Here is a 19,985-nt window from a genome sequence, read left to right as displayed (position 1 = left end):
GTATTAAAATCCAAGGTTTAAGGTAAATGTGTAAGTTCTCGATACTGGCATAGAAACACCACCCGAAGAATAGAATTCAGGGTCGATACCATTTAATTTATCATCGGAGTACAACAACCACAGATTTGTTGCTTGAAAAGAAATAGATCCATTACTTAAATTAATCTTCTTAAGTAAATCTTTATTAAACTTATAGCTTAATCTCACATCTTTTAATCTAACAAAATCACCTTTAGCTACACGTTCAGTACTCTTGTTATATAAATCATAAGCATTATCACCACCTAAAACATCGTAAGCTCTTTCATCAAGAATTGCAGGAATATTAGTTCTCTCCTCATCACCAGGTACCATCCATCGGTTACCAATTTCTTTCGAGAACGAATCGTAGTCGGTATAATATGGCTTAAATGCATCATCTAAACGAATCACACTACCATATTTAAACACTAGACCAAAATTCAAACCAAAATTCTTATACTTAAAGTTGTTAGTTAAACCACCATAGTACTTAGGGGAGACAGAACCTTCGTGCTTAAGAATCTTAGTAATATCGTCTCTGTTTTGCAGATTAATATCGTAAACAATCTCATCGTTTTTGCCATAAAATGTTGGTAGACCTTTGCTATCTAAACCAGCAAAACGGACTGAAAACAATGAACGGTGCGAATAACCTTTTAATGGTACACCAATATTCGAAACAGCTTCGGATACAGTTGATGTATTCATTAACTTAGTAATCTCACTAGTATGATAATTCAGGTTAAAACTTGTGTTCCATTTAAAATCACCCGAATTAATATTGCTTGTATTCAACATGAACTCCCAACCATGCGATGACATATCGCCAACATTACCATATTTAAGCTGATGACCACCTACGCCCGATGTACTCACAACATCGATCAAGTCGATTGATTTTCTATTGTAATATCCAACTTCACCAGTTATTTTATTATTAAACAAGGCAAAATCAATACCCAAGTTTAACTCGTACATTTTCTCCCAAGTTAAATCCTCATTATCCAAAGCTGCTATGTAATAATAAGTTTCATTATCAGTAGGACGAAGTGTTTTCGCAGAGAACATAGCCAATGCAGCTGATGTATTTGGTCCCATAATACCATTAAAACCATAAGAAGCCTTAAGTTTTAAATGATCTACAGACTCAACATTCTCCATAAACTTTTCTGCATGTAAATTCCATGCTCCCGAAGCTGTCCATGACGGTAAAAAACGAGCAGAATTACTTTCTCCTAATTGATTAGATCCATCGTAACGGAACGATCCATTAACGATATATCTTCCTTGATAAGTATAAGCACCCGTTGCAAAAACCGAAGCTCTTCGATCTTTTCTCATCCCTGTAGGAAAGCTTGCTTGGCCAAGTGCATTTAAATACTTCTGTAAATTATCATGAGTAGAAACCACACCACCTTTATCGTACGAAATACCCCAAATATTATCATCGAAACTTTCACGATCAGTAATATTTACTTCATTACCCAAAAAGAAATTAGCTATATGATCTTCGCCTAATCTAGGACTCCAATCGATAGTATTCCTAAGATAATAATGCGATAATCTGTCATTGCTAACATTTAGAAAACCACCTTCAGGTAAAATAGAGTATGCATTAGCATTAGGATTCGAAGGGTCTTTAAATAATAATTTATTACCATCGATAATTGCTTGTGTTCCCACTGCACGATACGCTTCAGCTTGATTAGAGGTTTCGTGAATTTTATGCTGACGCATAGTAGTAGCACGACGCATTTGGAATGTTGAACGAACATTAATCTGTTTAGTTAAAGCATACTCTAAATCCGTTTGAAACGAAAGATCTTTAACCTCTATATTAACAAAGTTATTATTCAGCTCATGCACAATATTAAAAGGAGCATAACCACGACGGAAATATTCTAGATCACCTTTCTCATCGTAAGCTCTCATACTTCTACTGGTATTTAAAGCATACGAAAAAGGATTGATATCGAAATCTCGTGTATATTGACCAGTCATTATATCGAAAGAGCGATTTTTTGTACCAGGAACTTGCTGGTCACGAACATTGGCAGTTAATTTAATACCGATACTTAATTTATCGGTAGGCTTAAATCTAGTTCTTAATGTCGCAGTGTATTTATCCACCTTATCAGCTATAGTATAACCAGCATCATTATAGTAAGATATAGACGCGAAATATGAACTTTTCTCGGTACCTCCCGACAAGCTAAAAGCGTGTTGCTGAGTTACACTATTCTTGAAAAGCAAATCGAACCAATCGGTATTGGCTTTACCATAAGTCTCTAAGAAATCTTCGTTTAGCCCACCATTAGGGCCCCAAGCAACTGATCCGTCAAGAATACCATCGTACATTTTACCTAATACACCATAATTTTCAGCTCTAGCAACAGTTGTCATATCAATCCATCCTTCGTCGGCCAATTTTCTATAAATAGACATTTCCGAACCTGAATCCATAATATCAAAATCACTGTACTTAGGTTTATTTTTAATAGCAACACTTCCCGAATAATTAACGGTCATGCGCCCTTTTTTACCTTGTTTTGTAGTGATAACAATTACACCATTCATTGCTTTTGCACCATAGAGAGCTGTAGCAGATACATCCTTCAAAATCTGAAAACTTTCAATATCTTCTGGATTTAAACCTGCAACACCCGAACTTAATAAGGTTGAAAGGTTACCCGAAGTTAAATCGTCGGCACTTACTTCTACTAAATCCTCAAGCTCAACACCATCGACCACCCAAAGTGGCTTATTATTACCATTGATAGATGAATTACCACGAATAGTAATTACAGGAGCTGAGCCAAAAGTAGATGACACATTACTTACCTGTACACCAGTTGCTTTTCCTTGCAATGATGAAGTGATATCAGGAGATCCTTCAACTTTAACTTCTTCGCCAGTTAGTTTCTGTGCTGATCCTGTAAAAAGTTTACGATCAATTTTTTGATAACCGGTTGTTACTACAATTTCGTTTAATTGCTCTGAAGAACTTGACATCACAATATCTAATCGCTCTTGATTAGTCACTGCAATTTCTTGTGATTCCATCCCTATAAAAGAAACAAGAAGCGTTACATTACCATTCTCTGGTATTTCCAACGAGAAATTTCCATCAAAATCAGTAGAAACACCATTACTAGTTCCTTTCTCCACGATTGAAACCCCAGGTAAAGTTACCTTTGTATCGTCGGTAATTGTACCAATAAGTTTCCGTTTGCCTTCTTGTTGACTATTTACAGGTAAAGGATTAGGCTTAATTACAATAACATTCCTATCCAATTCATAAGTCAAACTCGTGTTCTCCAATACACGATCAAGAATATCTTTTACGGTTTCCTCATTAGCCTCAACTGAAATATGGTTAACACCCTTAATTTCATTGAGGTTATATAAAAAGCCTAATTCCGTCTGAGATTCGATCTCATTGATTAGGGTTTTAATACTAACATCGGTTAAATCCAGACTAATACGAGCCTGCGACATAATATTGGCGTTCAGGTTTAAACTGAACACAAAAAATAGAATAATAAAGTTTTTCATAGCAAAGAGCCATTTCTTCCGAATTCCACCAAAAATGGGAATTCGCAAAAGAAGCATTTTTTTCATAGATTTGTAAGGTTTAGGGTTCACATATCATCCATTATGGATGCTTATCTCTAAATAGCCGAGATATACTGGTAATATATCTCGGTATTTTTTTTATTTTTTATTTACGATTACTGTTCTGTTTTCTTTCATTGTAAAATGGACATCCGTTGTCTTCTCAATCATTTCCAATAATTCATTGCAATTTTTAAATCGAGGTAATTTTCCGGAAAATTGATAGGCTCGTACTTCTTCGGATTGAAAAAACACGTTGATATCATACCATCTAGATAACTTCCGTAAAATATCTTCTAAATTTTCTTCATTGAAAACGAAAATGCCCTCGCGCCAACTAGCATATAAAACGGCATTCACTTCAATAATTTCAAACTGGTTATTAGATTTCGAAAAAACAGCTTGCTCATTGGGTTTCAGAATCTGTTCCAATGACTGTCCAATATTAGATGACACCTTCACTTTTCCTTCAACAAGTGTGGTTTGAATACTGGCCTCATCTTTATAAGCTGAAACATTAAATGATGTTCCCAAAACTTCAATATCCATCGGACCGGTTTTAACGATAAAAGGTGCGTGGGCATTCTTGGTCACTTCAAAAAAGGCTTCACCTTCGAGAATAACCTCTCTCCTATTCTTAGAAAACTTAACAGGAAATTTCAAACGGGTTTCTGAATTCAACCAAACACGTGTACCATCAGATAAAACCAATTGATACTCCTCTCCTTTACCAATCAACAATTCATTGAAGATTAATGATTGATTTTCTGTTTTATTATTTACTGAAGTATAATTTAGCGTTCTTTCTTTATTTTCAATTATCACCTCATTATTCGCTTCTTTCATATGCAATGCCATATCATCCAGCGAAACTTTTTTTCCATTACTTAACACCAAATGTGCAGTTTGAGTACCTGGTTCAATCATAGGTAAATTTACTGCTACCTGATTGGTATTGTAATTTTGAAAAAGTAAATAACCAGCTATTAACATAGGAAGAGCAATAACAGCAGCATATCGAACTACTTCAAGCAACCTATTAGGCATCGAAATTGTTTTTGGAGTACTATTCTTTTGGAAACGCTTCCACTCATAGTCAAGATTAATACGTTCAATAAGTTCAAAACGCTTTTCTCTCTCCTCTGTATTTATTAAATCATCCAACAGACTTTGATGTGCCACGTCTTCCTTCAACCAAATATCAAGTTGAATCTTCTCATTGGCATCAAGCCCTATTCCCAGAAACCGGGAAAGCAAATCACTTATTTCTATCTTTTCAGATATTTTTTTCTTCATACTAAATATCAATTTCAAGTAATTCTATTCTTTACTTGTATACTACAGACGACAAAATTTAAAGTTCGGGTGGGTCACCTTAATCATTTTTTCTTTTTTTTTTATAAAACCCGACCTTAATCACACACAACACCCTGCATATCAGAATCAAACATCAAGATTGCTTTTATTAAAAAAAATCACAAATCAACCCCTAACTTGAATACAACTAACCTAATAATTCAAACTCTACTAAAGTCTGAATTGAACTTACAAAGGGATTGAGTAAATCTTAATAGAAAATTAATCAGTGAAAGGAATCTTCACAGATTGTAATAAAATGGTTAAAGCATTCATGTTGCAACAACTAGACTTAAGGGCTTTAGGACTACAGAAAAATGACTGGAATGTCCCTTATTCGAAGAATTGATAAAAATCGACCAGAAGAAATACGACAAACTGATGACCTAAAAGTTCACGAAGTTTCTTAAAGGCACTCAATTTATGTGTTTTCACCGTATTTATTGAAATATCTAATTCATCAGCAATTTCCTGATTCGTTAAAGACTTTAAATTGAGACGTACCACTTCCTTTGCCTTTTCTGGCAATAATTCAATGGCATCTTCAAGCTGACGGTAAGTTTCCTCTCTAATAATATCAAGAATAACACTATCATCATTAAAGAAAACATCATCACCCAATTGATCGGCATTTAAATTGCCGCTTTGTTTCTTCCTTTTTTCTTTCTTTATGTAATCGAAACACGTATTCTTAGTTGCTAAATAAAGATAAACTTTTAGGGATTTTTCTGACTCAAATTCTGTTGCTGAATTCCAAACTTTAAGAAAGACTTCTTGCACCATATCTTTTGACAAATCCTCATCACTCACAAATTTATTGGCAAATACACATAAGGAAGGAAAGTATTTATTAAAAATACTCCTGAAATCATTTTTGCGAATATCTATCTTCCCTACAGGCTCGATCATTCAATTATACTTTGTGGCAAAAAAAAAGTGTAGGGACAAATGTATAAGAAAAGTTAAAGAATGCAAATTAATTAGTATCCATCAAGTACTTCAAACTGCAGCAGAACCATACGATATGAAACATAAACTTTAATTACAAATAAGAAATCGTTATAATTAGGCAGTTTATAATTATAATAAATTGATTTAAAAAAATACAATTCCAGCTAATAAACATCTTCCTGGTAACGTGAGTTTTGTACTAGTTTATCAAGATGGGAGAAAGCTTGTGATTCATCCATCTCACCTTCATTTTGCAGCAATTCAATCAGGTTCCGCTTGACATCTCTCCCCATAGCAATAGAACCACAAATATAGAGATGCGCCCCCTTTTCAAGCCATTCAAAAACCTCTTTCCCCATTTCTTTGAGTCGATCTTGCACATAGATTTTTTCAGTCTGATCACGAGAAAATACCAGATCCAAACGTGTTAATAAGCCCTCATCCTTAAAAGACTCAATTTCGTTCTGATAGAGAAAATCACACTTCTTTTGTTTCTCACCAAAGATCAACCAATTAGCACCTCTTGCACCTTTTGCCTTCCTCTCTTTTATAAAAGAGATATAAGGCGCTATTCCGGTACCAGAACCAATCATGATAATGGGTAATTCATCGTCTGGAAGGCGGAACTCGTCATTGGGAACAATTTGAATTTTTAGGCTGGAATCAACTTGCAAACCTTTATTTATATATGAAGAGCACGCTCCTATTCTATCTCTGCCATAAACGGAATAATCATATTGCTTCACTGTTAGATGTACCTGATTAGGAGAAAATTTCACACTGGACGAAATGGAGTATTCCCGACGTTGAATCTGACAAAGAATCTGACAGAAATTATTAGCATCAATAGCATATGGGAAATCACAAATCATATCGTATACATCAGCTAGCTTAAGGTAGTTGTGCAAGTCAACTCTATTTTCTAAAAGTTTTTTTAAATTTTCATCACTTGTTTCTATTTGGTAGGCTCTCAATATCTCTTCACTTAACTTTGTCAGTTCCAATTTCACTACCAATAACTCTTCAATACTCTTTTTCTTATCCTTGTAAACAACCACAGTTTCGGGAGAGAAATCGAGTTTTATCATGATTCTCACCACTAATGAATAAGGATTCTTGGGTTTTATAGAAATGGAATCACCAGGTTGATAGGTAAAATCGGGATGGTCCGTTTGCAAAACAAGATGATGAATTTCACTAGCAGATTGCTCACCCGTGATTCGGTATTTATCCTTGACCCTAACCTTAAAGATTGGTCCAACAGAATTATTTCCAAATTTTAATGCAAGGGCATGACCATTAAATCTATTCTGAAATTTATTAATCAAATTAGATGCCCATACTTCAGCTTTTAAATTAAAAGCCAAATCACATGTCACTAGTTCTGAATATCGATTTGCTCCCAATGCTTTTAGCTTCATATCGATATCTTTTCCAGTTTGACAAAAATGCTGATAGCTTGAATCGCCAAGGGCGCAAACTGAAAAGTTTAGGTTGGGTAATTTTGGAGCTTTTGATCCCAAAATGTATTTACAAAACTGCTGGGCTTGGGCAGGTGGATCTCCTTCTCCACGAGTACTAACAATAATAAAAAGAAACTTTTCATTCTCTAAATTATTCACATCGTATTCAGCCATGTTATACACAGCTGGCTCCAATTCATATGTTTGGAATTGGCATTTCATTTGTTCAGCTATAAAAGCTGAATTACCTGATTTCCCACCATAAAGTATGGTAATGGGAGAAGATAGTCCTTTGATATTTGGTATAGAAAAAGCCTTAGGCTTGTTCTTTAATATATATGAAGTCATTTATGTCTAATTCTAAAGAAAATTAAAAATCTTGTGTTTTAATCGATCACAAGATATTCTTAATTATTCGTATTTGGAATCAAACTAAATAAAAATAAGCGAATTATTCTCATTCACTCAACTTAAAAGCTGGGTTATAGATTAGACCAATAATATTACCCCAAGGATCTATAAGACTAGCGACCATAAGTTCTCCCCCAACATTTGTCGGTTTCTCATGCACTTCTGCACCAAGATCAATCATCTCTTTAAATACAGAATCAATATCCTCTACACCCCAGTATGCTACAACACCTTCACCCTTTTCAATCTTGGGTCTGTCATCTGGTAAAAGACCTAACTCATAGCCACCTATATTAAATCCCACATAGAATGGTTCATCAAAATAAGCTTGAATTCCAAATGCATTTGAATACCAATCTTTAGCATTATCTAAATCAGCAACCTTATAAACAACTGTTCTTAGTCCTAATATGTCTTCATTTTTCATGATTCAATATCTATTAGTTTCAAATAAAAAACCACATAATAAGCGAGAGTTCTATAAATGTATACAATTCAAAAAACTCCATCAAATTTACTATTGGATTCTATTGTTAATATTTTGTAACAAATCAATCTTAAAAAAACATTGAATTGGTATACTCAAAAAAAAGTATGAACGAATTTAGATGTTTTTAAACCCACTTTACAAACAACACTTAAAGCTAGGCAAATGTTAAATAGATAAATAGCTAATATTAGCTAGTTTAATAGTACACTCAAAATAAACTTTCCAAACATATATTTCAAAACAAAAACAAGAAACTCTACAAATGGAAATATTTATTTAGAAAGATATAATTCAAACCAAACATGTATTCAATAACAAAATACATCAATACATATTGTTAAACATATTGTCAATTAAACAAATTACACTTAAATACTCATCTTAATTTCACATAATAAAGATGCATGATTAATCAATAATAAAAATCGATTCATAAACAATAAACAACTATTTACATAACTAATAAACTAAAAACCAAACCAACTCATAATTAACATCAACTGATTGCACACACAAAAAACATAATTTCGGCAAATCCATTTTAATCTTTTTTAACATTTGAAAAAAATAATGAAAAATAATGAATCCCCGCATTCATTATAAACAGTGCAATACAGAATTATTACATGAGAAATATCATGTTTTACAAATAAGAAATGAACATCTTAATTTGTTTTATATAAAAAACTATACTTATCTTCAATCGAATTTTAATAAATCTAATCTAAATTTTAACCCCAAAACAAATTTATTATGAAAAGAATTTTTCTTTCAATAGCATGTTTAGCCCTAGTTTTAGGATCTTGCCAAAACAAGGCTAATGAAATTAAACCCGACCAACAAGAAATTGCTGTAGACATGAGTGATTTCTATGTTTACACTGCTGAAGAAGCCACAGTAAAATCGGGACACATACATGGTCCTCAGTGTGGTAGTATGAAAGTATTAAACCGAAAACTGAAAGAAAATCCTAGCTTAGAGAGTCGTATGTATAATATCGAAAAACATACGAGAAAACTCATTACTGGTAAAGCAAACAATTTAAAAGGTAAACCAGGTGGAAAGCCAGGTGGAGGAGATCCAGCGCCAACACCATACCAAGGAAGCATTACAATTCCTGTTATTGTAAATATTCTAGAGGATGCCAGCCACCCTATTACTCAGGCTCATATTACTTCTCAAATCGATATTTTGAATGAGGACTTTAATGACCTAAATCCATTAACTGGTGGTGTACCAAATGAATTTAATAACGACGTGGCTAATGTTGATATTACATTTGTATTGGCTGGTGTAAATAGGAAAACATCTACAAAAACATCATGGGGAACCAATGACGCAATGAAACTTTCAAGCCAAGGTGGTATGGATGCAACAGATCCTGCAAATAAACTAAATTTCTGGATTTGTGAAATTGGTGGCGGAATCTTAGGTTACGCTCAATTCCCAGGTGGCGAATTAGCAACTGATGGTGTTGTTATTGGTAGTGATTTCTTTGGAGAAAATACTAGAGGTGCTGAGTATGGCCATGGTAGAACTGCAACTCACGAAGTAGGTCACTGGTTAAACTTACGCCACATTTGGGGTGATGGTAGATGCAAGCAAGATGACTTTGTTACAGATACTCCAAGTTCTGATTCGCCTAACTATGGTTGTCCTTCTTACCCAACTGTAAACTGTCGCTCTAACGATATGACTATGAATTACATGGATTACGTAAATGATCAATGTATGTATATGTTTACTAATGGTCAGAATGATAGAATTAGATCTATCTTCAGCACAGGTGGACCAAGAGAAAGCTTTGTAAACTAATAAGGCTTATTACTTTATTAAAATTCATCTAAAGGCGTCATTTATGGCGCCTTTTTTGTGAGGTATATCAATCTAATAAAAAAAGCGGTTTTTCTTTAAAGAGAAACCGCTTTCAAATAATGTTGTTGCTAAATTATAGTTTAACCTCAGTCACTTTGAAATGCAGTTTTTCAATTGCTTTTTTAAGAGTTTCTTTAGTCGTAGACTTAGTTTTATAAGTTAAGGTCACTTTTTGATTTTCGAAATCAATCTGTAGATTCTTAACCCCTTTTTCGAAAGGCATACTTTTTTCAATTTTCTTAACACATCCTTGGCAATCCATCTCTACATTAAAAACAACTGTTTCGATTTTTTTCATCTCTTGTTTTTGAGCAAAAGCAGCTGTTGTAAACAAAATGATTGCAATGGCCATAGTGGCCTTCTTTAAATTCTGGATTATATTTTTCATGTTTATTTGTTTTGAGCTTCAGACATTCAGTCTTTAGCAGTTAGTCAATAATATATTTGTGTTCAAAAATTTGAATCATCCTTATTCATCTCTATCTAAAGTAAAACGTACACCTAAATAGAATTTACGTTCCTGAATAGGCCCCCAAATCATAGATGCGTCAAAGTTTCCTCCAAAAGGATCACCTGCATCAATTATAGGGTGTTTCTGTGTGTAATTACCTAAGTTCTCAGCACCAAAATAAACTTCCCAAATTTTGAAACGCTTAGTAACTTGTGCATTTAACATGGCATAAGCAGGTGATTTTTCACGTCGATTAAATTCTTCAGGAGCAGATGGAATACGCATATCTCCATTGATCTGTGTTGTGAAATCGAACTGCCAGATATTCATATTGGTTGAATATGATAGATTAACCAAGCCTTTATATCTGTTCACATAAGGTACAGTCTGTAATTCGTTATTGATATCCGCTTTTACATCAGAAAAACGTATTGCAGTTGTCACATCCAAACGATCTACGGGTTCGAATTTCAATTCAACTTGATAATTGTTGGCATATGACTGCCCATCCAGATTGTAGAAATTAACTTGATTAACGTTCTGATCAACATCGACGATTACTTGATTCTGAAATTCGGTGCGATAGAAATCGGCTGATGCAGTAAAGTTCTGTCCAAATAAATCGAAGTATTGAGTTACACTTAAACCATAATTCCAAGCCTTTTCTTGTTCCAAATCAGAAGCAATATTGAAGCTTCTATTGGAAGCTAACAAGAAACTGTTCTCTGCAATAGGATTAGATGTACGTCTTCCACTACCTGCCGCTAAACGAAGTGTTGATTTCTCAGCAAACTTATATCTAAAGTGCAAACGAGGCGTTATAAAACCACCATAAACTGAATTGTGATCGTATCTCAAACCTGCTTGCAACGTAATTTCATCTGATGGCAACCAAGTATACTCTGCATAAGCTCCAGCAATCTTTTCAGATCTATCCGTTCCTAAAACCGTATTCCCAATCAACTTATCATTGAAATCATCGTATATAAAAGATAATCCAGCCGTATATTTATGATTCAGATTCCCAATATAAGATTGAAAAAGTAAGTTAGCATATAGATACTTTTGTTTTGCATCATAGTTTCTTAAACCATAAAATGATTTTTGCTCGTGAGATGAGAAATTAGTAATCAATGCGATACTTCTTTCATCATTCTTTGGGAAAACGTAACCAATTTTAGCAAAAGCCTCATAACGACGTGTATCAATATTGATACGATAAGCATTATTGATATCATTTGTTTTACTCTCATCATAAGCTTTCTGCCCACCAATTCTTAATTCATCGATAAACTTAACACCAAACTGAGTAATCCAATTTTTGTTTGGCTTCCAATGCCATCTATTAATAATATTATACTGACGAACCATTGGGTCATCAAGAAAATTGTCATTATTGTGATCAATTTCTCTTCTATTATCCTGCCCGTGAGCCAAAATCGATGTCGATAAGTTGTCAGAAAGCTTTACTCCTGACATCAAATTCCCCTCTGACATTCCCATACTATTGGCAAAACCATTTAGATATAGCTTTGGAGCATTTTGAGGTTTCTGATACTCTATATTAATTTGACCAGTAATAGATTCGAAACCATTTACAACAGAACCAACTCCTTTTGAAACCTGAATAGATTCCATCCATGGGCCAGGAACATATGCCATACCATAAACTGAAGCCAATCCTTTAAAATTTGGATTCTTTTCAGTCATCATTTCAATATACTTACCAGTTAGCCCTAATAATTTGATTGACTTTGCACCAGTTGCAGCATCGGCATAAGAAACATCAACAGAAGCATTAGTTTCAAAACTCTCAGCCAGATTACAACAAGCAGCCTTACAAAGCTCAGCACCAGTTATACTCTGTGATTGGATTGGATTTTCTCTATCGAGAACTGTTCCTGCTCTACGTTTTGAAACAACAACTTCATTTAATTCAATATTAGGTAATAATTCAATCACCAACTTTTTACCATCCAATTTATTTACTTCAATTTCTCGAGTTTCATAACCAACAAATTGAACAACCAGAATATCTGATTTATTAGATTTATTAATAGTAAAATGACCATCAACATCTGTAGCTGTACCTGTCGTTGTATTTTTCCAAAATACAGATGCACCTGGTAATGGAGCTTCTTTTTTATTTGATAATTTTTCAACAATTCTTCCTTCAAAAGTTTCAGCAACTGAAAACAATGGAAGTAGAGAAAGGAATAAAAATAATATCCTTTTCATATACAATATTTTTTACGCTTCATGATAGACCATACCCAAGGTGGTATAAATCCAAACATGCAATTACTTGTGTGAGATTAGATTAATTATAGCTTCGCCAGCTCTCATTTAGAGCGCAAAATTTAAGCTATTCGTATAACTAATAGGTGGGTATCAACAACGGTAGCAACACAATAATTCTTGTGTTATTTCGGGGGGATCAATTATCTTTTGCAAATAATCAGCTCTTTGTTCTATGCTGACATCGATAAAATTATGCAATTGTAAATTAGCACATAAAAATAAATCAAGGTTAGAAACCAAAGGTGATTTCACAACTTGTTTTACTAAGGTCTTGGGATTATTCTTAAGATAAATTAATTCCAAAGAACAACAAGCTTCCCCAATGATGTGAGCATGAGAAGAATTCCCATGAAAGTGAATAACATGCGGATGAGAATCTGCTACACAATCGTGCACTTCATCACCGCAATTATTTAAATCATAAATCAGATGAAAATCATCTTGATGACATGCATAACAAGAATGCTTCAACAAATTCAAACCACAAAATCCTGTCAGGTAAAAAACCAACAGGAGAATTGAGATTGTATTTCGAAATAGCTTCTTCATTTATAGCAGTCTATTCAATCTATCATTTATGAATGTGAACACAATTAATGCGTTCTATTCCTTAAGACCCTCAAAAGTATATTATGGGTGAATGTCAACAAGCAATTAAATGTTAATATTTGTTAAAAATCACTATTCTTTCGATAATCACAAGCAATCGCACTATAAACAATAAATATACAAGCATTTTAGATATAAAAAAAGGGAGCCCTATGAAAGCCCCCTGTGATTCAGAGTAAACAAATTGACACCATTCTAATTGAAACTAATCGTTACTCTTACTAATTGTTCTACCGATGGCAAAACAAACTCATCATCGACTACCATAACTGTTTTAGATTCGGATGTACCGGTGTTAGCAGCAGCCTGACGAGGTGCTTGATTATTACCAGCACCAGGATATTCATTGACTTCAGTACCAGCATCCCAAACCATAAGCATACTTGTAACATCACCTGTTTTTGCAATACCATTATTAAACAGAGCTAATCCCATATCATCAAAGGCAACAAACAAATCATTAGATTGTACTAACATTGTTGCTAGGTTTAAATAGTCACCTTCCTGAGCTTCAAAACTGAATTCGTAATACTCACCTGGAAATATAGGTGCTCCCGCACTCATTCCATTGGGTATAGAAAATACGCCATGAGACAAGACATAAGCTTTACCATCAAGACTTGCATCTAAAGTACCTGGGCTACCATCTTCGGCTAATGCTTCTAATCCTGCAGCCATATCTAGCATACCATCTTCAAATAGAGGATACCCCTGATTGCTAATGGCAAATACACCTGGAGCAAAAGGAGATACATAACCACTCATATCATCCAAATAAGTTGACAAATCAGAATTCATTCCATCTTCAGCAAGACCTTCCAAACCATTGGCTGAAGCTTCATTCTCGGTAAATATTGGCATACCACTGTTGTGTACAACCCAAACACCAGGTGCTAAAGGTGATTGAAAAGCGTACATATCCGATACATTTGTTATTGTTACTGTAAACTCTGTACCTCCATCATGAGCTAATTCTGCTTTTATCACTTCTGAAAGTGCTGGATAGATGTATCCATCGTTCACATCAGCTATCAATTTAACGGTTCCATTCTCGGTTGCACCTGTATTTGATGCAGTTTGCCGTGGCGCCTGATCAGATCCTGTCCCAGGCATCTGATTCACCTCTGTACCGGCATCCCAAAGCATTAATTCTGAACTAACATCCCCAACAACAGCATCTCCCCCTGCGGTGTAAAGAGAAAGTCCCTCATCTCCGAATCCATAAAATAAATCATTGGTTTGTGCTAACATAGTTGCTAAAGAAAGTTTTGCTCCTTTTCCAGCATTAAAACTAAAAGTGTAGCTTCCTCCTGGACCAATGCCATCTGTTGTGCCAGAATTGAAATAGGCTTTTCCCGTTTGAATATTTTCAATCTTAACTGTAAATGTTCCCTTTTCAACGGGAATTTCCATTCTGTCATCATCGTCATCTAAACATGCTGTAAATAAAAACATGCTAGCAATCGAGGCATAAATTAAATTTTTCATAGTTTTAATATTTTACGAGTTTCAATTATTTTTTTTGCCTTATCATCGATCAATAAGGTTGGTATTTCAAAAGTATAATATCGCCTTACCTTAAAATGTAAGCTGCATCACATTTGTATGTTTCTTATATAAAAAAAGCTGCAATCTTTCAATTGCAGCTTAACTTTCAGGACAAACCCCTACTCACATAAAAAATAACTTATAGTTTATCTGGACAGAGTATTTGAATCTCTTTTCTTGAATAGTCAATTACTCCTTCTTGTTTCAATTCATTAAATAAGCGGGTAACTGTTTCTCGTTTTGTCCCTATTAAATCAGCAAAATCCTTCTGGGTGTAAAAGTGACTGATAATTAATGAATCACCATTCTTCACACCATTTTCCTCAGCTAAATCTTTTAAAAAATTACACAATCGCGTTCTAACATCATTGAAAAGAAGCGATTCAAAACGACGCTCCATTTTCTTTATTCTCCAACCAATAAGTTTGTAAATAGATAAACCGAACTTCTCATTATTTCGCATCAACTCATACATGCTAGGTATATCCATAGGACACAAAAGAGTCGGTTCAGTACAAGCCATAGCGTAATCAGCTCTCTCGTCAGCACCTAGAATAGCCTTCTCACCAAAGATTTCTCCTTTCCCTAAAATTGCTTTCACAAGCTCATCACCATTTTCATTGTAGGAAACAATCTTCACCTTCCCCTTACTAATCATGAATATATTTTTTGATTTATCTCCCGGGAAGTAGATAAAGTCACCATTTTTGTAGTTCTGGAAATGATCCTTTTCAAATTCTTTCAACTTATGAGGACATAAAATATGATACAAATTCACATCCTCTAAACACCATATATTTTCTTTCATCGACATATTTCAAATTAGAGTACTCTAATTTAATGCTTTTTAAATTGATTTCAATAAGGCCTAATTTTTCTTCTTAAAAATCAGAAGACCGCTATGTCTTCAAGCTTTTAAACAGTTTTTTTGCTCACCATTTTCAACTATCTTTAAACAGATACTAAATCCAAACTATGAAGCATATCTACTCATTCATACTATACTTTAGTTTACTTATTTGTTCTGTTTTGATTACTAGCTGTGATTTTAATCAAACCAATTTACATCATTCTCCAGAATATAAGATATTTCCTGATGCTGTGAAACAAGGCGATTTTTATGCAAAAGCTTTAAGTTCAACTCATCTAATATCTAATTATCCTTCTGATAGTACAAAAACTAAAAATGATACGCTTCATTGGCGTCTCACAAAAGATATTTCTAAGTACCCAAAATTCGATTCTCACTTTCAAATTCTAAATGCTCTCTATAATATGTCATTAGAGGAATTAGAACTAAATATTAATCAGGATAGTTTATTTGATACCGGAGAAAAGTGGAAAGGTGTTTGGACGCGAGACATTAGTTATAGTGTCATTTTAGCATTAGCCATCACAAATCCTGAGATATCGAAAAAGAGCCTAATGCATAAGGTTAAAAATGGGACGATCATTCAAGATACAGGTACAGGTGGATCCTGGCCCATCAGTTCAGATAGGATGATTTGGTCTACAGCTGCTTGGGAGATTTATCTCAGTACAGGCGATAAAGGTTGGCTTAAAAAAGCATATTTTATCATAAAGAAATCAACAGAAACCGATCTAAATGTAGTTTGGGATTATAATGAACATCTTTTTAAAGGAGAATCTTCATTTCTGGATTGGCGAGAACAAAGCTATCCCAACTGGATGGATGCCAAAGATATTTACAGTGCATTTTCATTAAGTACTCAAGCTGTGCATTATCAAAACTTAGTTGTTTTATCTAAAATGGGTAAAATACTTAATCATGATACTCAAAAATACCAGCATATATCAGAAGCCTTAAAGAAAAGTATTAATGATAAACTCTGGCTAAAAGACAAAAAAGTCTATGCTCAATTTAAATACAATTCATACTCCCCATTACTTTCGTCTAAAACTGAAAATCTAGGCCAAAGCCTTTGTATCCTTTTCGATATTGCAGATGATAAAAAAAAGAAGCAAATCATTAACAATACAGTTCAATTGCCATATGGAATACCTTGCTTCTACCCTCAAATTCCAAACATTTCGCCCTACCACAACAATAGTATTTGGCCTTTTGTTCAAGCCTATTGGAATTGGGCATCTACAAAAACTAAAAATGATGAATCCGTAAAACATGGCTTAGCCTCTTTAATCAGATCATCAGCCTTATTTCTAAGCAATAAGGAAAACATGGTGGCTGAGACTGGCGATTTTAAGGGAACGGCAATTAATTCTGACAGACAACTTTGGAGTGTCGCGGGTTCCTTATCCAGCATTTACAGAGTTCTGTTTGGCTTAAATTTTAAGGAAGATCATCTTCAAATCAGCCCTTTTATTCCTAGAGAATTTAAAGGCGAAATGAATATTACAAATCTCAAATATCGAAATTCCACATTGGATATTAAGATTTTAGGTTTTGGAAATCAAATCAATTCATTCAAGATTGATAGCTTTCCCTTAAATGAAAATGAAGTATCTGGCCTACTGAAAGGACACCATAAAATCGTTATTGAGATGACCAATAGCATGTCGTACCGATCGAAAATTAAACTAAGGCAAAATGCCTTCTCACCTAAGACCCCTCAAGTGAAGTTAATCGATTCGAGTTTGGTTTGGCATCAAAATGAAGATGAAAGGAAATATCGAATTTACTGTAATGGCAAAATGATTCATGAAACACATGATACAGTTTTTCAAATCACAAAACCAATAATCAATTGTGAATATCAAGTAGAAAGTTTAGATAAGAATAGATACAAATCTTTTTTAAGTGAGCCAATTTATATTTACCCTAAGGAAGAATTTCAGATTATAGAGGCAGAGTGGTTCACCAATCAGAAGAAATCCTATATAGAGCTTAATCCTAAGAAACAGCCTAACTTCATTTTCAAGTTAAGAGTGAAAGAGGCTGGATCCTATTATCTCGATTTCAAGTACGCCAATGGAAATGGATCTATTACCAGTAATAATCAATGTGCAACACGTAGTTTATGGGTTTCACATGACTATTTAGGAACTGTCGTATTTCCACAGCGAGGTGAGGATGATTGGGAAAACTGGGGATTTTCTAATACAATTAAAATCAACTTAAAAAAAGGCAGCAACAATTTGAGTTTGAAACGTGAAAGATTCAATGAGAATCTGAATATTAAGAATACAGCTGTACTTATCGATCAGATTAGAATTAGAAAAATTGACTGATCGTGAACTGCAAACAAGCAATTTCAGTATGACAAGAAAAGAACATGAATTACCCAAAGTAACGGAAGATTGGGGATGGAAGTATCATCATTTGGGTATCCCCACTGTAATAAAAATGCCCAATGAACGTTATTTACCTCAATTCAAATTTTATATTTCCGGGTTTACTGAGAGCCCTTTTGGCATAGAATGGATGCGATTTAACGCTGATAGTCCCATGCATGAACTTATTAAAACAGTACCACATCTGGCTTTTGAAGTTGACAATTTAGATCATGAGCTGGAAAAACATAGCTTCGAACTATTAGCAGAACCCAATTCACCAATGGATGACGTAAGAGTCGCCATGATTAAGCACAATGGTGCTCCCATAGAACTTATCGAATTTAAAAAGAAAAATCCTGACTCATAAGAATCAGGATTTTATATTTTGATGACAGTCGAGACTTATCGAATGGTCTTTAATGCTTCACTTACTGATCGAGAAAGGTTTTCAAAAATTTCTTCTTCGTTTCCAACACCATTTACAACTCTAATTTTATTTTCCTTGGTGTAATATTCACTTACTTTAGAACTACGCATTTCGTACTGCTCTAGTCGGTGAATAATAATATCGGTATCCGCATCATAAGCTCTACGGCTAAATGTCTTACCACGAGCAGCCAAACGCTTAATAGATTCTAAGGTTGATACCTCAAGTTCCAAAGCAGTTGTAATTGTCGATTGCATTTTTCTTAACAAACCGTCAAGAATGTAGGCCTGAACAATGGTACGCGGGAAGCCTTTAAAAATAAATCCATTGGCATCCGGATGCGTTTTAATCTGACGCTCAATCAGCTTAATAGCAATCTCATCTGGTACAATGTCTCCTTTTTCAATATATTCCTTGGCACTAATACCCATTTCAGTTCCCTTCTTGATCTCCTGACGCATCAAGTGACCCGTAGAAATATAAACCAAGTTGAATTTCTTAGCCAACATACGTCCTTGAGTCCCCTTTCCTGAACCTGGAGGGCCTAAGAGAACCATATTAATCCATGAACGCTCAAGCGTCTGATCAACAACAGAAGTTAATCGTTGAAAAATCTCTTCAATATCACCAATTCCATCAATTGGGTGATAAATTTCTTTTTCCTTATAGAATTCTGCTACTGGAGTTGTTTTATTTTCGTACTCCTCTAGTCGAACATTAATAACATCTTCCGCATCGTCAGAACGATTTTCTGTTTCCGCACGCTTTAAAAGACGTCTTTTTAAGTTCTCGTTAGGAACCTCCAAACTCAACATACAGTCAAGCTTGGTATTCAATTTAAGCAATAATCCTTCAAGGATATAGGCTTGAACAGTTGTACGTGGAAATCCATCGAAAAGGAAACCATTCACTTCTTTATTCGAAGTAATTTTTTCCTCTATAATCTGAACGATAATTTCATCAGAGACAAGTCCCCCTTTTTTAATGATATCCTTAGCTTGAAGACCTAGTTCGCTACCTTCAGCAATTTCTGCTCGCAAAATATCACCTGTAGAGATGTAAGCTAAATTGTATTTCTCAACCAGCATTTTTGATTGAGTTCCCTTACCAGCACCCGGAGGGCCGAATAATGCTATATTTAACATGCGTCGATATTAATATTAGTTGTCGTATTTCAGCTATCAAAATTAGAAAAAAAAGATAAGCCTACAT

The 19,985-nt window shown here is 34.3% G+C and carries 14 protein-coding genes; 3 read left to right on the top strand and 11 right to left on the bottom strand.

Going from position 1 to position 19,985, the window contains the following annotated elements; all coding sequences use genetic code 11:
- Nucleotides 1-3: 3 nt before the first annotated feature.
- From ACXR6G_RS08905 to ACXR6G_RS08885, 5 genes are all read right to left on the bottom strand, one after another.
- Nucleotides 4-3,642 carry a SusC/RagA family TonB-linked outer membrane protein gene (locus ACXR6G_RS08905; RefSeq protein WP_458361068.1) on the bottom strand — a complete coding sequence of 1,213 codons (3,639 nt, stop codon included), beginning with the start codon at nt 3,640-3,642 and terminating at the stop codon, nt 4-6.
- 93 nt (nt 3,643-3,735) lie between these two features.
- A complete protein-coding gene (locus tag ACXR6G_RS08900; RefSeq protein ID WP_458361067.1) occupies nt 3,736-4,932 on the bottom strand; it encodes a FecR family protein in 1,197 nt (398 codons plus the stop codon).
- Nucleotides 4,933-5,325: 393 nt separating this feature from the next.
- Entirely contained in the window at nt 5,326-5,901 is a 576-nt protein-coding gene (locus tag ACXR6G_RS08895) for an RNA polymerase sigma factor (RefSeq protein WP_458361066.1), read from the bottom strand.
- 206 nt (nt 5,902-6,107) lie between these two features.
- Entirely contained in the window at nt 6,108-7,754 is a 1,647-nt protein-coding gene (locus ACXR6G_RS08890) for a diflavin oxidoreductase (RefSeq protein WP_458361065.1), read from the bottom strand.
- Between the two features lie 109 nt (nt 7,755-7,863).
- Nucleotides 7,864-8,244, bottom strand: a complete 381-nt coding sequence (locus ACXR6G_RS08885) for a VOC family protein (protein ID WP_458361064.1) — start codon at nt 8,242-8,244, stop codon at nt 7,864-7,866.
- 816 nt (nt 8,245-9,060) lie between these two features.
- Between ACXR6G_RS08885 and ACXR6G_RS08880 the strand changes: the two genes are divergently transcribed.
- Nucleotides 9,061-10,122 carry a zinc metalloprotease gene (locus tag ACXR6G_RS08880; RefSeq protein WP_458361063.1) on the top strand — a complete coding sequence of 354 codons (1,062 nt, stop codon included), beginning with the start codon at nt 9,061-9,063 and terminating at the stop codon, nt 10,120-10,122.
- 133 nt (nt 10,123-10,255) lie between these two features.
- Here ACXR6G_RS08880 and ACXR6G_RS08875 read toward each other — a convergent pair whose 3' ends face one another.
- The 5 genes from ACXR6G_RS08875 to ACXR6G_RS08855 form a co-directional block, all read right to left on the bottom strand.
- Nucleotides 10,256-10,570, bottom strand: a complete 315-nt coding sequence (locus ACXR6G_RS08875; protein ID WP_458361062.1) for a heavy-metal-associated domain-containing protein — start codon at nt 10,568-10,570, stop codon at nt 10,256-10,258.
- An 81-nt stretch (nt 10,571-10,651) separates the two neighbouring features.
- Nucleotides 10,652-12,871 (bottom strand): TonB-dependent receptor, encoded by a 2,220-nt coding sequence (locus ACXR6G_RS08870; RefSeq protein ID WP_458361061.1) that lies wholly within the window; start codon nt 12,869-12,871, stop codon nt 10,652-10,654.
- A 153-nt stretch (nt 12,872-13,024) separates the two neighbouring features.
- The gene (locus ACXR6G_RS08865; protein WP_458361060.1) at nt 13,025-13,483 is read right to left on the bottom strand and encodes a hypothetical protein; all 459 of its coding nucleotides are present in this window, start codon (nt 13,481-13,483) and stop codon (nt 13,025-13,027) included.
- A 255-nt stretch (nt 13,484-13,738) separates the two neighbouring features.
- Nucleotides 13,739-15,031 (bottom strand): spondin domain-containing protein, encoded by a 1,293-nt coding sequence (locus ACXR6G_RS08860; protein ID WP_458361059.1) that lies wholly within the window; start codon nt 15,029-15,031, stop codon nt 13,739-13,741.
- A 199-nt stretch (nt 15,032-15,230) separates the two neighbouring features.
- Entirely contained in the window at nt 15,231-15,899 is a 669-nt protein-coding gene (locus ACXR6G_RS08855) for a Crp/Fnr family transcriptional regulator (RefSeq protein WP_458361058.1), read from the bottom strand.
- Between the two features lie 167 nt (nt 15,900-16,066).
- On the opposite strand from ACXR6G_RS08855, the gene ACXR6G_RS08850 reads away from it, so the two are divergent.
- Nucleotides 16,067-18,301 (top strand): alpha-L-rhamnosidase-related protein, encoded by a 2,235-nt coding sequence (locus ACXR6G_RS08850; protein WP_458361057.1) that lies wholly within the window; start codon nt 16,067-16,069, stop codon nt 18,299-18,301.
- Nucleotides 18,302-18,329: 28 nt separating this feature from the next.
- Nucleotides 18,330-18,713 (top strand): hypothetical protein, encoded by a 384-nt coding sequence (locus ACXR6G_RS08845; RefSeq protein ID WP_458361056.1) that lies wholly within the window; start codon nt 18,330-18,332, stop codon nt 18,711-18,713.
- A 35-nt stretch (nt 18,714-18,748) separates the two neighbouring features.
- Here the strand turns inward: ACXR6G_RS08845 and ACXR6G_RS08840 are convergent, their stop codons facing one another.
- On the bottom strand, nt 18,749-19,918 hold the full coding sequence (locus ACXR6G_RS08840) for an adenylate kinase (protein WP_458361055.1): 1,170 nt from the start codon (nt 19,916-19,918) through the stop codon (nt 18,749-18,751).
- Between the last annotated feature and the right edge of the window lie 67 nt (nt 19,919-19,985).

It is taken from the genome of Ancylomarina sp. YFZ004 (assembly GCF_054254355.1).
This window is presented reverse-complemented; position numbering and strand designations above follow the sequence as displayed.

Bases quoted from the DNA above. Each gene is read 5' to 3' on its own strand.
- ACXR6G_RS08905 (WP_458361068.1), bottom strand. From the start codon at position 3,642: ATGAAAAAAATGCTTCTTTTGCGAATTCCCATTTTTGGTGGAATTCGG.
- ACXR6G_RS08900 (WP_458361067.1), bottom strand. From the start codon at position 4,932: ATGAAGAAAAAAATATCTGAAAAGATAGAAATAAGTGATTTGCTTTCC.
- ACXR6G_RS08895 (WP_458361066.1), bottom strand. From the start codon at position 5,901: ATGATCGAGCCTGTAGGGAAGATAGATATTCGCAAAAATGATTTCAGG.
- ACXR6G_RS08890 (WP_458361065.1), bottom strand. From the start codon at position 7,754: ATGACTTCATATATATTAAAGAACAAGCCTAAGGCTTTTTCTATACCA.
- ACXR6G_RS08885 (WP_458361064.1), bottom strand. From the start codon at position 8,244: ATGAAAAATGAAGACATATTAGGACTAAGAACAGTTGTTTATAAGGTT.
- ACXR6G_RS08880 (WP_458361063.1), top strand. From the start codon at position 9,061: ATGAAAAGAATTTTTCTTTCAATAGCATGTTTAGCCCTAGTTTTAGGA.
- ACXR6G_RS08875 (WP_458361062.1), bottom strand. From the start codon at position 10,570: ATGAAAAATATAATCCAGAATTTAAAGAAGGCCACTATGGCCATTGCA.
- ACXR6G_RS08870 (WP_458361061.1), bottom strand. From the start codon at position 12,871: ATGAAAAGGATATTATTTTTATTCCTTTCTCTACTTCCATTGTTTTCA.
- ACXR6G_RS08865 (WP_458361060.1), bottom strand. From the start codon at position 13,483: ATGAAGAAGCTATTTCGAAATACAATCTCAATTCTCCTGTTGGTTTTT.
- ACXR6G_RS08860 (WP_458361059.1), bottom strand. From the start codon at position 15,031: ATGAAAAATTTAATTTATGCCTCGATTGCTAGCATGTTTTTATTTACA.
- ACXR6G_RS08855 (WP_458361058.1), bottom strand. From the start codon at position 15,899: ATGAAAGAAAATATATGGTGTTTAGAGGATGTGAATTTGTATCATATT.
- ACXR6G_RS08850 (WP_458361057.1), top strand. From the start codon at position 16,067: ATGAAGCATATCTACTCATTCATACTATACTTTAGTTTACTTATTTGT.
- ACXR6G_RS08845 (WP_458361056.1), top strand. From the start codon at position 18,330: ATGACAAGAAAAGAACATGAATTACCCAAAGTAACGGAAGATTGGGGA.
- ACXR6G_RS08840 (WP_458361055.1), bottom strand. From the start codon at position 19,918: ATGTTAAATATAGCATTATTCGGCCCTCCGGGTGCTGGTAAGGGAACT.